Annotated in this window: 10 protein-coding genes; 6 read left to right on the top strand and 4 right to left on the bottom strand. The window is 71.7% G+C overall.

All coding sequences use genetic code 11. From position 1 onward, the window contains the following. Window positions 1-477: 477 nt before the first annotated feature. The 6 genes from WMF12_RS48575 (at window position 478) to WMF12_RS48550 (ending at window position 9,711) form a co-directional block, all read left to right on the top strand. Complete coding sequence (locus WMF12_RS48575) at window positions 478-1,989, top strand: protein kinase domain-containing protein (RefSeq protein WP_437858660.1); 1,512 nt, start codon at window positions 478-480, stop codon at window positions 1,987-1,989. Window positions 1,990-2,161: 172 nt separating this feature from the next. Continuing rightward, window positions 2,162-4,570 (top strand): hypothetical protein, encoded by a 2,409-nt coding sequence (locus tag WMF12_RS48570; RefSeq protein ID WP_437858649.1) that lies wholly within the window; start codon window positions 2,162-2,164, stop codon window positions 4,568-4,570. Window positions 4,571-4,785: 215 nt separating this feature from the next. Next, complete coding sequence (locus WMF12_RS48565) at window positions 4,786-6,870, top strand: serine/threonine-protein kinase (RefSeq protein ID WP_437858644.1); 2,085 nt, start codon at window positions 4,786-4,788, stop codon at window positions 6,868-6,870. Between the two features lie 96 nt (window positions 6,871-6,966). After that, window positions 6,967-8,070, top strand: a complete 1,104-nt coding sequence (locus WMF12_RS48560) for a serine/threonine-protein kinase (RefSeq protein WP_437858633.1) — start codon at window positions 6,967-6,969, stop codon at window positions 8,068-8,070. A gap of 7 nt (window positions 8,071-8,077) precedes the next feature. Further along, the gene (locus tag WMF12_RS48555) at window positions 8,078-8,701 is read left to right on the top strand and encodes a hypothetical protein (protein WP_437858625.1); all 624 of its coding nucleotides are present in this window, start codon (window positions 8,078-8,080) and stop codon (window positions 8,699-8,701) included. Between the two features lie 8 nt (window positions 8,702-8,709). After that, complete coding sequence (locus tag WMF12_RS48550) at window positions 8,710-9,711, top strand: MBL fold metallo-hydrolase (RefSeq protein WP_437858619.1); 1,002 nt, start codon at window positions 8,710-8,712, stop codon at window positions 9,709-9,711. A gap of 6 nt (window positions 9,712-9,717) precedes the next feature. Here the strand turns inward: WMF12_RS48550 and mobA are convergent, their stop codons facing one another. The 4 genes from mobA to WMF12_RS48530 all read right to left on the bottom strand — a co-directional run bounded on the left by mobA (window position 9,718) and on the right by WMF12_RS48530 (window position 13,877). Further along, the gene (gene mobA / locus WMF12_RS48545; RefSeq protein WP_437748136.1) at window positions 9,718-10,377 is read right to left on the bottom strand and encodes a molybdenum cofactor guanylyltransferase; all 660 of its coding nucleotides are present in this window, start codon (window positions 10,375-10,377) and stop codon (window positions 9,718-9,720) included. Between the two features lie 91 nt (window positions 10,378-10,468). Continuing rightward, window positions 10,469-11,188, bottom strand: coding sequence for an acetolactate decarboxylase (locus WMF12_RS48540; RefSeq protein ID WP_437858610.1), 720 nt, complete (start codon window positions 11,186-11,188; stop codon window positions 10,469-10,471). A gap of 31 nt (window positions 11,189-11,219) precedes the next feature. Further along, on the bottom strand, window positions 11,220-11,708 hold the full coding sequence (locus WMF12_RS48535) for a MarR family winged helix-turn-helix transcriptional regulator (RefSeq protein WP_437743491.1): 489 nt from the start codon (window positions 11,706-11,708) through the stop codon (window positions 11,220-11,222). A 282-nt stretch (window positions 11,709-11,990) separates the two neighbouring features. Further along, the gene (locus tag WMF12_RS48530) at window positions 11,991-13,877 is read right to left on the bottom strand and encodes an FAD-binding oxidoreductase (RefSeq protein ID WP_437858586.1); all 1,887 of its coding nucleotides are present in this window, start codon (window positions 13,875-13,877) and stop codon (window positions 11,991-11,993) included. Between the last annotated feature and the right edge of the window lie 64 nt (window positions 13,878-13,941).

Below are 13,941 nucleotides of genomic sequence, written 5' to 3'. Positions count from 1 at the left end.
GTACGCCTGCGCGCCGAAAACGCCGATCTGGGCCCGTCTCCTGTGCGGGCGCGCGCCGCTCGGCGGGGCGCGGTCCGGGGCGGATGAGCTCGGTGGCGAGGGTGCTTCACCAAGGATGAGCTCGGTGGGGGGCGCCACGATGAATGAGCGGTGGTGACGCGGCTTGGCATGGTGTGTTTCATGACCGGTGAAGTTCGATGTCGAGAAGATATCGGTGCTTCTGCGGTAACAGGGACGTACAGGGGGCCGGTGATGTTATGTGGCTACCGGGGTCGCGGTGGGCAGCCGAACATCGTGTTGAAAAGATCACTGCGCTTTTGCGGCGACAGGGACGTACACACGAGCACCTATGTCGTATGGCGCGCCGGGGTGCGCGGTGCTGCGTCGAACACGTAATTGTCCGACCGGAGCGGTGTTTGAGCGTCTGAGGCGCGCGGAGAAGGTCGGGAGGACGGCGCGTGGTATCCTGATCTCCGCGTGAGCAATCCGCTGATCCCGGGCGCCCTGGTGGCAAGTCGCTATCGGGTCGATCGCCAGCTGGCCGAGGGAGGCATGGGGGTCATCTGGGCCGCCACCCACCTCGCGAACGGCGAACGTGTGGCGCTGAAGCTGCTGCGCCCCGGCACGGCGGAGGACGCGTCGACTCGGCGGCGCCTTGTCCGGGAAGCGCGCGCGGCGGCGGCGGTCGATCACCCGAACGTGCCATCCATCCACGACGTGCTCGAGCTCGACAACGGGACGCCGTTCCTCGTCATGGATCTGCTCGAGGGGGAGTCGCTCCGCGACAAGCTGCTGCGCGAGGCGCAGATCCCGCTCCCCGAGCTGTCGCGCATCCTGCTGCCGGTCATCTCGGCCGTCGGCACCGCGCACGCGCTGGGGATCGTCCACCGCGACCTCAAGCCCGACAACATCTTCCTGCTCACGCCCGCCGCGGCCGCGCCACGTGGTTCGCCCGGCGCAGCCGCTCACGCCGCCGCGGTGCCCCCGAGCGGCGCGCCGGCGCCCGGCTCCGCGGACTCCGCGGATGCGCCGGAGGCCGCGCAGCACGACGCCCGCGTCAGGGTGCTCGATTTTGGCATCGCCAAGGTCACCGCGGCGCCCGGCGAGACCAGCTGGTCCTGGGGACGCACCGGGAGCGGCGAGATGCTCGGGACCCCGTACTACATGTCGCCCGAGCAGATCCTCGGCGAGCACGACGTGGATCACCGCGCCGACATCTGGTCGCTCGGCGTCATCCTCTACGAGTGCCTCACCTCGGTGCGGCCCACCGAGGCCGAGAACATGGGCAAGGTGATGAAGCGCATCCTGACCGGCTCCATCCAGCCGATCGGGGAGAGCGCGCCGACGCTGCCCGCCGACGTCGCGGCCATGATCGATCGCATGCTCAGCCCGGACCGCGCGCAGCGCCCGGCCGATCTCCGCGAGGTCGGCGCGCTCCTCGAGCGCTACGCGGCCGTCGCCCTCCGCCCCTTCGGCCCCCCGGCGGCGCCCAGGGTTCCGGAGAGCGACTCGCTCGTGCCCAGCGCCCGCGCCAGCGACCCGCTCGTGCCCAGCGCCCGCGTGAGCGGCTCGCTCGCGCCCGACGCCCGCATCAGCGACGCGTTCCCGGCCAGCGCCGCCGATCTGGACGGCGAAGCGTCGACCGCGACGCTGCGCGCAGGCAGCCTCCTGCCAGCGCCCCCCTCGAGCAACCGGCCGCGCGCGCGCGGCGCCGGAGCGGCCTCCCTGGAGGCGCCGCCCGACGCCGCGGCGCTCTCCTCGCCGGAGACGGCCGACGCCACCGCCGCGCTCGCCGAAGAGGGAGCGGTCGCCTCGTCGGCAGGGGCGCGCCGCGCGAAGCGCGCAGGGATCAAGCTCGTCGCCGCCGGCGTGCTCATCGCCGCCGGCGCAGGCTTCTCCCTGCTTCGCTGCTCCGCCTCGTCAGCGCAAGAGTCGCCCCGCCACCCCGTCATCGCGCCAGCGACGCGCGCTCCATCGAACGAGGAGTGATCTGGTCGACTCCGGATCTGCCGGAGAGCCATTGAGGGAGCTGCCTGAACGAGCCAGTGTCGAGCTCGCCCTGATCCGGTTGTGACGCGATACGCCGGCGTTCTGCCGGGTCGGATTCCTGTTGCGCCGGGATCTTGAACGCGGCGACGCTCCCTCACCTCAGGAGAGCGTCATGCCCAGCGATGTCATCGTCCGGATCCGTTCGCCCCGAGGGTTCGTCGACCTGCCTGGCACCGTGGATGCCGTCGGGCCAGCCGCGTCGTCCGCCTTCGAACAGCGAAAGTCCGCGCCAGGCATTCACCTGCTCGCGGTCGCGGTGAGCGACAGCGATTATGCCATCTCGCTCTCGGCGCCTGTCCCCGGGGACAGCCTTGCGGCGCTCCGGGAGGGCGAGGGCAAGGCAGTGCTCATCGTGTTTCCCGGCCACTCGCCCGTGCGCCGACGGCTGCGCGCCGTCGCCGTCTCCAACGTCGAGGTCGTACCGGATCCGGGCGTGGCGTCGCAGGCGGCGCCGATCGACCTGAACGCGGGGCGCGAGGGCGCCGCGCCGCTCTGGCTCCTGCCCGCCGGGGTGTTCAGCGCGAGCCCGACGCTCGGCCCCGACGGGCCCGCCGCCCGCGATGCCCTCGTCACCGCGGCCCGGTGGATCTCGTCGCGCCGGACGAGCACCCTCACGCAGCTCTTCCCGCCGAGCGCGTTCCACCCGGAGGAGCCGGTGCGCAAGGAGCGGCTCTCGGCGCGCCGGGGCGCGGCGCTGCTGGATCAGGCGCGCGCGGCGCTCGAGATCGCGGCCGTGGGCGGCGAGGAGGCGAGGCGCGATCCGACCGCCGCCGCGACCCTCCGCTCGGCGGCGACGACCATCCTCTCGCACCTCATCGCGACGTCGCTGGACGACCGCGGCTTCGCGCCGGTCGCGGAGCGCGCCGCCGAGGAGATCCTCGCGCTCATCGAGAGGGAGGCGGGCGACGAGACGGCCCGGCCGGCGCTGCGCGCGCACGCGATCCACCTGCTCCAGCTGCGCGCCCCGGGGCTCACGGCGGCCCAGCAGGAGCGAGCGCGGGGGCTCGTCCGCGGGCTGCTCCGCGAGGCGCCGCCGTACGACGAGCTCACGGGACCGTGGAACCTCGCGATGTGCGGCGCCTCGGAGTTCCACGAGGGCGAGTGCAACATCCTCGTGTCGACCCACGGCTTCAAGGAGATCGCCCTCCCGCCCGAGGCGCCCCCGTCGCCGAACGGCTGGAGCCCTTACCGCGCCTTCGAGGCCCCCTTCAAGACGCCCGCCGGCGAGCCCATCCGCGTCTTCGCCCGCGCCGCGACCCCGCGCGACGAGAACCTCGAGATGGGGATGGCGTTCTTCATCGGGGTGCTCATCAACCGGCACGCCCAGCTCGGCGCCTTCGACCTCCGTGCGGCCGCGGTGCAGGTGAAACAGGAAGGGTACAAGCTGATGATGAACTCGCAGTGCGCGGGGCTCACCACGCGCTTTGCCGTCTCCCAGATGTTCCCGGACGCGGACATCTACTCTTCGTGGGACTCGACGTATTTCAGGACCGGATCGGACGGGGTGGTCACCGCGTCCGAGGGGGTCGACTGCTTCGTCGCCGCGCTGCGCGGGATGAGCAAGCGCGCGTCGCACGCCGAGCTCGACGCGCGCCTCCGGAAGGCGCAGTGGCCCCACCCGCAGGCGCAGATCGCCGGGTTCTCGCAGTTCGTCGGGCCCTCGCACCCGCTCGTCGTCGCCCGCTACTCCGACGTGAACCGGGACGGGCGCGCGGATTACTACGACGGCTTCCTCGACTTCCAGCTCGCGGACATCGCCGAGGACATCGAGGCCTCGATGACGCCGCGCGACCCGGGGGTGAGCGCGTCGCAGATCGGCGGCGACGGCGCGGCGGGCCTCAACTGGGCGGCGGGCAGCCTCAATCGCGTCGCGCAGTACTCGGACATCTGGGCGGGGCTCGCGGGCCAGAGCGAGCTCTACTATGCCTTCCAGTCGGGGGGCTTCTTCAGCCACCGCGAGCCGCCCCACGACGTGCCCACGGGCGGCGCCGTGCAGCAGGATCTCGGGCGGCTCCCGGCCGTCACCCGCTTTCAGCAGAGCAACGAGACGCTCGGCGGCCTCTCGGTCGAGGTCATGTTCCACAGCCACCTGAGCCACGCGGCAAAGGAGCTGAAGCGCCTGCTCTGCGCGGCCGACGCCATGCGCCGCGCCCTCGATCTCGGCCACCTCTCCGGCGGCGATGCGCTGTCCACGCCGAGGGGGCAGCGCTGCGCCATGCTCCTCACGATGGCCGGCCTGCTGGAGTTCCCCGCGGACCAGAACCGCATCGACGGCCTGTGGTCGATGGCGCTCAAGGCGCTGCGGCTCCCGCAGATCTCCCGCAGCGCAGTGCGCGCCTGCATCACGGACGAGGATCACGAGATGTCGAACTACTACGGGTCGCGGCGCGGGCTGGCGCAGCTCTTGGCGGCGCTCGAGAGGAGCGATCCGGGCGCGTTTCAGCAGCTCGGGAGCGAGGATCCATTCGTGGGGAGGCTGGCGGAGATCGACCTTTCGGCCGAGGGGAAGCCGGAGGACTGAGCTCGAGAGGGCAGGTCGGGGGCTGAGGCGGTCGTCGCGCGCGTCGTGCTGGCGCAGCTCGTGACCGCCGGACGGAGACAGGGCGAGGGCAGCACACGCCGGAGCGACCGCGCCCTGTCAGTGAGCCCACATCTACACCTCGACTACATCGCGCCCCCCCGAGCGCTTGACCGCGGCTTGAGGCCACCCTGCTCAACGTCGTACAATCGACAAGAATGAAGTTTTTCCAGGCCATCTCTCGGATAGGGCTGAAGTCGGGCGACGATCCGAAGGTGCGCCAGCACAAGAAGATCCTCACGCTCACCGCGGCGCTCAAGGCGTGCGCGTGCCCCGTCTGGGTGATCGCCTATGGGGCAGCCGGGGACCACCGCTCGGCGGCGATCCCGCTCGGCTACATGGTGTGTACCGGCCTGAGCCTCGCCCACTTCGCCAGGACGAAGGAGTTTGCCGGGTTCCGCTTCCGTCAGGCGCTGCTCATCTTCGCCCTGCCGTTTCTCATGCACGCGAGCCGGGGAGGGTTCGTCGGATCGAGCGGCGTCGTCCTGTGGGCGCTCCTCGCGCCGCTGACGTTGCTGCTGTTCCACGGATCGCGGGCGTCCATCCCCTGGTTCATCGCGTATACGCTGCTCGTGATGGCCGCCGGCGTTGCCGACCCGCTCCTCTCCGGCGTCGCGCCGGAGGCGCCTCCGAGCCTCCTCGCCGGCTTCTTCGCGATGAACCTCCTCACGGTGTCGGCCATCGCGTACGCAGCGGTGCATTATTTCGCGCGCCAGCTCGCGGAGGAGCAGGAGAAGCTCGCGGAGCTCGTCGTCTCCTCGGCGCAGGCGCTCGACGACATCGCGAGGTGGTCGTCCGCCGCGGCGGCCCAGATCGCGGAGGCGATCGGCGCTCGCGAGGTCGCGGTGTGGAAGGCCGAGGAGCAGGCGATGGTCAGCCTCACCGCGACCACCACCGAGGCGCCGCACGTCGACGCTCTGCGGCACGCCGCGCTGACCCAACACTCCTTTCCGAGATCCGCGGATGTCGTGGTCCCCGTCCTCGGCATGTCGGGCGACGTCCACGGCGCGCTGGTCATCGTCGGCAGCGGCGTCGTGTGGAGCGATACGACCCGACGGCTCGTCCGCTCGTTCGCGCACCACCTCGGCAGCGCGCTCGAGCTCTCGCGGCTGCGCAAGGATCTCGCGAGCGCGGCGGAGCGGCGGGCAGCGACGCTCGAAGACATGGTGCGCCGCGGTATCGATATCCTGCAGATATGCCCGAGCTGCCAGCGCTGTTACGATCAGCGTGTAGAGCGATGCCTCGATGACGGCGCCGCGCTGAAGAGGCCGCGGCCGTTCCCCTATCGCGTGGCGGGGCGGTATCGCCTGACCCGGGCCGTCGCGGAAGGCGGCATGGGCAGGGTGTTCAAGGCCCACGACGAGCGGCTCGGGCGCGAGGTCGCGATCAAGACCATCAGGACAGAGCACTTCAACAACGAGGATGTGCGCGAGCGGTTCGCGAGAGAGGCGCGCCTCGTCGCGCGAATCCGTCATTCGTCCGTCGTCGAGGTGTACGACTCGGGCGAGCTCGAGGACGGGACGCTCTTCATCGTGATGGAGTGGCTGGACGGCTTCACCCTCGCTCATGCCATGAGGTCGCACGGGCCCGGGACGCCAGCCCAGGTGGCGGTGCTGCTGCGCGAGGGTGCCTCGGCGCTCGGCGCTGCGCACGCGGCGGGGCTCGTGCACCGCGACGTCAAGCCGGAGAACATCTTCCTGCTCCCGTCGACGGGGCCGGGCGACTTTCACGTCAAGATCCTCGACTTCGGTATCGCCAAGGAGCTCTCCGCCGACGTGAGCGCGACCTCGACGGGCATCTTCCTGGGGACTCCGCTCTACATGGCCCCGGAACAGGCGCGCGGCAGGTCGGTGGATACGCGCAGCGATCTCTACTCCTTCGCGGCCGTCGCTTACCAGGCGCTCACCGGACGGCGCATCGCCGCCGGAGAGGACCTCGCCACCATCCTGTCGAGCCTCTCGCGCGCCCCTCCGCCGCCCGTCTCGTCGCTGCTCCCGGGGACGCCGCCGGACGTCGACCGCGCCTTCGCGCGGGCGCTCGCGCTGTCGCCCGACGAGCGGCCTCAGGACATCGAGGAGTGGGTGAGCTCGTTCGCCGGCCTGCTCGACAGCCTGCCCAAGCGGAGCCCGGGCTGGCGCATGTCAGGCGACGCGCCCGACATGGAGGAGCTCTCCAGCGCCGAGACGGTCCTGATCCACGAGCCCAGAGCGCGGATGCCGTCGGACATGTCCCGCGCGTCGTGATCGCCCCGCGCGCGCCTTCGCGAGGCGCGATCACGACGCGCACGTCGGGTCTTGCAAAAGGGGCGGGGGAAGGGCTATCCCCGAGAACGGGACCTCATGCTGTGCCCTCGTTGCCACCGGCGGTACGCGGATGACCACCGCTTCTGCCCGCACGACGGAGAGAAGCTGGTCGCGAGCCACGACATCCGGCGGATCCGGTCCCAGCCCACCGAGCACGTGGGCGCGATCGTCGCCGAGCGGTACCGGGTGCGGGGCCTGATCGGCAGCGGCGCCATGGCGCAGGTGTTCCTGGCGGAGGACACGAAGAGCGGCGCGCCCGTCGCGCTGAAGCTCCTGGAGGCGAGGCTCCGCCGCGAGCCCAAGGTGAAGGCGCGGTTCCTCCTGGAGGCCAAGGCCGCGGCCACGGTCGTTCACCCGAACATCGTCGAGGTCCTCGACATCGGCCTCCATGAAGGGTCGCCTTACCTCGTGCTGGAGTTCCTCTTCGGCGAGTCGCTGAGCTCGCTGCTCCTGCGCGAGAAGCGGCTGTCCCCGGAGGCCGGCGTGCCCTTCCTCCTGCAGGCCGCGGCCGGGCTCGGCGCGGCCCACCGCGCGGGGATCGTCCACCGCGACGTGAAGCCCGCCAACGTGTTCCTCGTGGGGGAGAAGGGCGACGCCTGGGCGGCCAAGGTCGTCGATTTCGGGTTCGCGAAGCTGTACGAGCACTCGGGGCTCACGCAGGCCGGGGTGACCGTCGGCACCCTGGAGTACATGGCGCCGGAGCAGACCGTCAGCGACCCTCCCGACGGGCGCACGGACGTCTACGGCTTCGGCATGCTCATGTACCGGATGTTCACCGGCCGGCTCCCCTTCAGCGTCGCGCGGAGCTCGTCCCCCGCCCTGGCGCCCGCCATGGACGAGGCCGTGGTGCTGGCCAACCAGCTCGTCACGCCGCCCCCGCCGCCCAACCTGGGTGAGAGCCCGGCGTCGCGGGCGCTCGAGGCGGTGATCGCGAAGTGCCTGCGCAAGCGGCCGGAGAACCGGTATGCCTCGATGGAGGCGCTCAGCGAGGATCTCGCCCGGCTCGGGCGGCCAGGCGCGCTGGCGGCGCACGCGCCGATCGCCTCGCCCGACGTGTACGCGGCGCAGACGCCCTATGGAGAGCACGCGGCGCGGTTCCTCTACAAGCAGCTCGGCAGGGTGTACGGCGACGCGCCGTAGCCGCGGCATGCCCGGAGCGCGCTCCCTCGCGCGACGACGCGCTCCCGCGCTGGCCGCTTGCGCCGCCGCGCTCGGCTGGCTGCTCTGGCCGCTCGCCGCGGGCGCGTCGCCCGAGGAGCCGCGGCAGGCGGCGCCGGCGGCCGCCGCCACGGAGCCCGACATCCGCCCCACGCTGGCGTGGCTCCTCGTCCAGCTCGTGCCGAGCCCCGAGCTGTGGCTCGAACCGGGCGGGGCGCGCTTCGGGTTCCGCTGGCAGGTGACGCCGCTGCTCTACTCGTTCGGGATCAACCGCAAGCTCTCGCCGTGGCGCGCCTTCATCGCGGAGCCGCTCACGCGTCACGCCGGCTCGATCGAGCTCTTCGGCTCGCCCGGGTACGTCGCCCGTCCGGGCGCGTTCGCCGATCGCTGGCTGATCCGGGGCGGCGTTCGCGCTTATTTCCCGCTCCTCGATGGCGGCGACTACCTGTCCTGCTCGCTCGGCGGATCAGCCCTCTATGCTCGAGGGCAGGTGGCGGCCTCGTACGAGGCGGGGGTCTATATCCTGTTCGGCGCCCTGGGCGCGCAGGTGGCGGCCACGCCGACAGCCGCCTTGCGATCGACCACGATCACGCTCAGCATCCGCTACTTCTGACGCCGCGCATGGCCACGCGCCCCTCCTCGTCGCCAGCTCGCCTGTCCGCCGCGGCGCTCCTCGCGCTCGCGGGCGTGTCGTGCGGCGTGCCCGCGCGCATCCTGGAGAGCAACGTGGCGAGGCTGTTCGCGAGCCCGCTGCCCGTGCCGGACAAGGTGCGCGCGCCGTACCGCCCCGAGGCGAGGCTCGCCGCGCTCTGGGTCGGGCACGCGACCGTGCTCGTGCAGATCGACGACCGATGGATCCTGACCGACCCCGTCTTCACGTCGACGGTGGGCCTCATGGTGAAGCGGCTCGTCGAGCCGGGGCTCGCCCCGGAGGATCTGCCGCCCATCGACGCCGTGTTGATCTCGCACATGCACCTCGACCACCTCTCGCTCGGCTCGCTGTCGATGATCGAGCCGAAGGTCCGCGCGCTGCTCGTGCCTCGGGGCGGGCTCGTCTACGTGCCCAACCATAGCTTCGCGTCGTTCGAGGTCCCGACCTGGACGACATGGCGGCAGGGCGATCTGAAGATCACGGCCGTCCCGGTGCGGCACTCCGGCTATCGCTACGGGCTGGACCGGGACTGGATGACGGAGAGCTTCACGGGTTATGTCGTCGAGTACCATGGAATCACGGTCTACTTCGGCGGCGATACAGCCTACGACCGCGATGACTTCGTGAAGACGCGCGCGCGATTCCCCTCGATCGATCTGGCCCTCTTGCCGATCGCGCCGGTGGGGCCGCGCGAGTTCATGGAGAGCAAGCACCTCGATCCGGCGGAGGCGGTGCAGGCCTTCCTCGACCTCGGGGCGCGGCGGATGATGGCTATCCATTTCGACACCTTCATCAACAGCACCGATACGTTCGGAGAGGCGCCCCGCGAGCTCCGGCGCGTCATGGCCGCGCGCGGGCTGGGGCCGGATCGCGTGATCCTGCCCAGGCACGGAGAGCAGCGGATCCTCATCACGAGGGGCGAGCCCGGGGGCGCGGCGGCGACGAGCGCGCCGGCGGCGCGCGGCGAATAGGCCGGGTCAGTCGAGCTCGCGGAGCGCCGCCGCGTAGTCCTCGGGCGTGTTCAGGTTGCGCAGCGATCGCAGCGCCGGATCCGCGGCGCGGAGCCGCGGATCCGCGAGCAGGAGCTCCGGCTCCGCGACAAGGGTGCGCGCCCGCTCGAACAGGGTGGAGAGCCGCAGCCTGCCCTCGGCGAGCAACGCCGCCACCTCGCCGCGCACGGAGCACGCGTACACCGCGGCGAGCGGGTGATGGTGCCCCTCCGCCCGCGGCACCGCGATGGCGTGGCCGCCCGCCTGGAGATCCGCGAGGCGCCGCGCGAAGGCGGGGTGCAGGAAGGGCGCGTCGGTCGAGGCGACGTAGGCCCGCTCGGCGAGCGGCGCGATCGCATCGAGCCCGGCCGCGATGCCCTGCAGCGGCCCGCGGCCCTCCACCGGATCGCGCACGAGCAGCACCCCCTCCGGCAGCGGCGGCAGCTCCTGCCCCGGCGCCGCGACCACCACGATCGGCCAGGCCGCCTCGCCGAGGCGCCGCACCACCCGCTGGAGCAGCGCCTCGCCCCCGAACGGCAGCCATGCCTTGGGGCGCCCCATCCGGCGGCTCTGCCCGCCGCACAGCACGACGCCCGCGAGGCCGGCCACGCGGCCCGCCCCGTCGCCGTCCTCCGAGGGCGCCGTCATGAGCTGCACGCCGTCCTGCATACCACCCCCGCCAGGAACATGCGCCCGCGGCGCGCGCCGAGCGCCGCCGCCGGTGCGCTCGTGCCAAGCCTCAAGGCGCCGGCAGGAGGACCCGCGCGCCGCGGGCGAGCGTCACGCCGTCCACGTGGCCCATCAGCGGTCGCTCCGGCAGGACGACGTGAAAGTGCGTGTTCGACCCCATGTGCGTGAAGACGCCGTGGTGGCGCTTCGAGAAGAAGCCCACCAGCACCCCCTCGGCGGCGGGGAGCGCTCCGTTCACCGACGCCCGGACATGGTCCGCGTGACCGCCGCCGGGGGCGAGCTTTCTCCCGTCGATGACGTGCCAGCGGAGATCGCGGAAGCCGCCGCGCACCTGGACCGGGACAGCGCCCTCCGCGTCGAGCCCGCGCTCCCGCAGCAAGGCCTCGATGCGCGCGTCGATCTGCCCGTCAGGCACGTCGGCGTCGAGCGTCGCCTCCTGCCACCGCGCGACGTTCGCCACCACGAAGAGCGTCGCCTGCTCCTCCGCCCCGGCGGGGCGCACGTCGAGGGTCCCGTCGTCGCGCGCGTAGGAGGTCCAGATCGCGTCGTCGACGACCGTCACCTCCCCGCGCAGCTCGCTGAGCGCCCCGATCCCGAACGCGCGCGGGCCCGGCACCACATCGCCGATGCGCACGGCGGGCCCCGTCTGCCCCTCGTGCATGATCGCGCGCAGCGCGCCGAACGAGCGGACCTGCACCGCCGCCGGCGCGCCCGGCGCGGGTCCCGCAGCGGTCTCGCTGGAAGGCGTGCAGGAGGCGATCGGAGGCATCAGGAGAGCTCCGAGGAGCCCGAGAAGAACGCTAGGGAGAGTCGCTCGCATCGCTCGCATGGGGTTGCTCCTCTGTCGCGCGCGTCACGCGCGAGAGCGCGCGATTCAGGACGTGCAGCGCGCGCACCACCGCGGCGCGCTCCTCGCAGGGGATGGCGTCCACGATCGACTGGAACCGCAGCAGGCTTTGCCCCTCGAGTCGCCCCGCCATGCGGCGCCCGGTCGAGGTGAGCCGCAGGCGGCGGACCCGCCCGTCTTCCCCGCTGACGTCCTGCTCCACCCGGCCATCCTCGCGAAGGCGCTGTATCAGCCGGGTGACATTGCTCTTGTCGATGCCGAGCGCCCGCCGCAGGTCGCTCTGGGAGAGCTGCTCGCCCGCCCGCTCGGCGTCCGCCAGGACCGTCAGGGCGTGCGCCTCGCGCGGCGCCACCCGGACACCGCACGGCGTGCGCTCCTCGTCCAGGAGACCGAAACCGCGCACGAAGGCGCGGACCTCCGAGCGGAGCTCTCTCGTGGTCACCCTTCGAGGAGACCACGGATGGTTGCGCTGCGCAACCAATCTGGGGCAGGGGCGTTCCGCGCCGCGGCTACCTCCGGCAACACGGCCGGCGACTGCCGAGTTGTTATGTTTCTGCGGCATGAGGCCGCGCCGCTCGGCGGCTCTAGATAGCCGACGAGGCGGTCAACCACGAGGATCGACGCCATGGTGCTGCCCTCGACGGGGAGCACGACGTAGGGATCTCAGCGGCTGGCGCGGCGCTTCCAGCAGCGCCGCGCCCCGCCGGCGGCCGCGCCGCCCAGGTCAAGGCGAGGGCGCTCGCCCCTGCTCCTCCGCGCTCGTGAGCGCGACCTCGCCGAGCACGCCGTGGTTCGCCGCGCCGAACAGGTTGTCCGGATCGACGGCCTGCTTCACCTGCTGCATGAAGGCGCGCGCGCCGTCCGAGTAGATGTCCTTCACGAAGTCCTGCCGGATCTTGCCGATTCCATGATGGTGGGACAGCGACCCTCCGGCGGCGAGGATCTCCTCTCGCGCGGCGTGCTCCATCTCGGCGTAATGGCGCACGGGATCGTCGACGCCCTTCGCGTAGAAGCCGAGATAGAAATAGATGCAGACGCCCGTGGGGTAGACCTGGGTGATGCGGCCGGTGAAGAACGGCTTGCCAGGCAGGCGCCGCTGCTCGTGCTCACGCAGGATGCGCTGGCGCACCCGGTCGTAGAGCTCGAGCGCCCGGCTCCACGGGACGCTCGTCTCGAAGCTCTCCGCGATCGCCCAGTGCTCGAACGTGAGATCGCGGATGTACGCGATGCCGAAGGTGAGCTGATAGCCGCGCTCGCCGTTCGCCGCGCCCGCCTTCATCCCGCCGTGCTGCGCCGCGATGCGGTAGAGCGTCTTCTCCTGGAAGTCGACCTCCTCCTTCGTCCCCTCGAACACGAGGGTGGCGACGGCGAGCTGGTGCGGATCGAAGCCCTTGATCCGGGTCACCACGAGCTTCTCCGCCTGGCTCTTCACCCGGGCGAGCAGCCCGGACTTCCTCGGCTTGAGCGCCTGACCGAAATGGAACTGCGTGTTGTCCATGACGCGCACGCTCGCGGGCAGCGCGCCGGCGCCCTGCAGGTCGTAGAGGAACGCGAGCCCGCGCGCGAGGTCGGGGAAGATGACGCTGCCGTAGCGCTGGACCTCGGGCAGGGGGAACAGCTTGACGACAGCGCTGGTGACGATTCCATAGTTGCCCTCGCTGCCGAACATGCAGTTCTTCGGGTTGGCGCCGACGCTCTCGCGCGGGGCCACGTGCGGCCGCTCGACCACGCCGCGCGCGGTCACGACCTGCATGTCGAGGACGAGATCCTCGATGTTGCCATAACGGTTCTTCTTCATCCCGCTCGCGTTCGTCGCGATCCACCCCCCGAGCGTCGAGAACTCGAGGCTGTCGGGCTCGTGCCCCATGGTGAGCCCGTGCTTCTCGAGCTCCGCGACGATGTGCCGCCCTGTCGCGCCCGCCTCGATGCAGGCCATGCGGTTCACGGGATCGAGCCAGAGGATCCTGTTCATGCGCCGCATGTCGACAGCGATCACCGTCCGCTCCTCGTGGATCGACAGGCGCAGGGCGTCCGTGACGTTGGTGCCGCCGCCGAACGGGACGAGGCACGCGCCGTGCTGCTTGGCGACCTCGGTGAGGCGCACGACGTCGTCGTGCGACGCGGGGAACACGACGAGATCCGGGACGCGCTCCAGGCGCTCGTAGCGGATCGCCCAGATCTCGGCGCCGGTGTGGCCGTGGCCGCGCCTGAGGCGCACGAGCGGGTCCTGCGAGATCTGATCGTCCGCCAGGAAGCCGCGGAGCGCGGCGAGCAGCTCGCTCGCGACCCTGGCGTCGGGGATCTTAGGCGGGTAGTGCGGCTCGTTGCGGTTCTCGTAGGAGAGCGGCGCGGAGAGCGTGGCCGACATCCACGGGAGCAGCGACGGCAGCTCGACGTTGCTGATGCTGTACCGCGTGCCGGTCAGCACGACGCTGCCGCTCGGCTTGACGACGAACCGGGTGTCGGCAAAGCCCCAGCCGTCCTTGCGCTCCTCGTCGCGCGCCTCGTCGCGCGCCGCGGGGCCCGGCACGATGCGCGTGCTCGACGGCGTCGCGCCGCGCGAAGAGAGCAGCGTCGAGCCCGAGGGAGTCTCACGTCTTCGATTCACCATGGAGATAAGGCCTTCCAAGCAACCCGCGCACGAGCGCGCGTCCAATCCCGAGTAGGTCGCGCTG

Source organism: Sorangium sp. So ce363, assembly GCF_051520435.1.
GTDB classification, from domain to species: Bacteria; Myxococcota_A; Polyangia; order Polyangiales; family Polyangiaceae; genus Sorangium; species Sorangium cellulosum_B.
The sequence above is the reverse complement of the archived record's forward strand: the minus strand, read 5'-3'. Positions and strand labels throughout refer to the sequence as shown.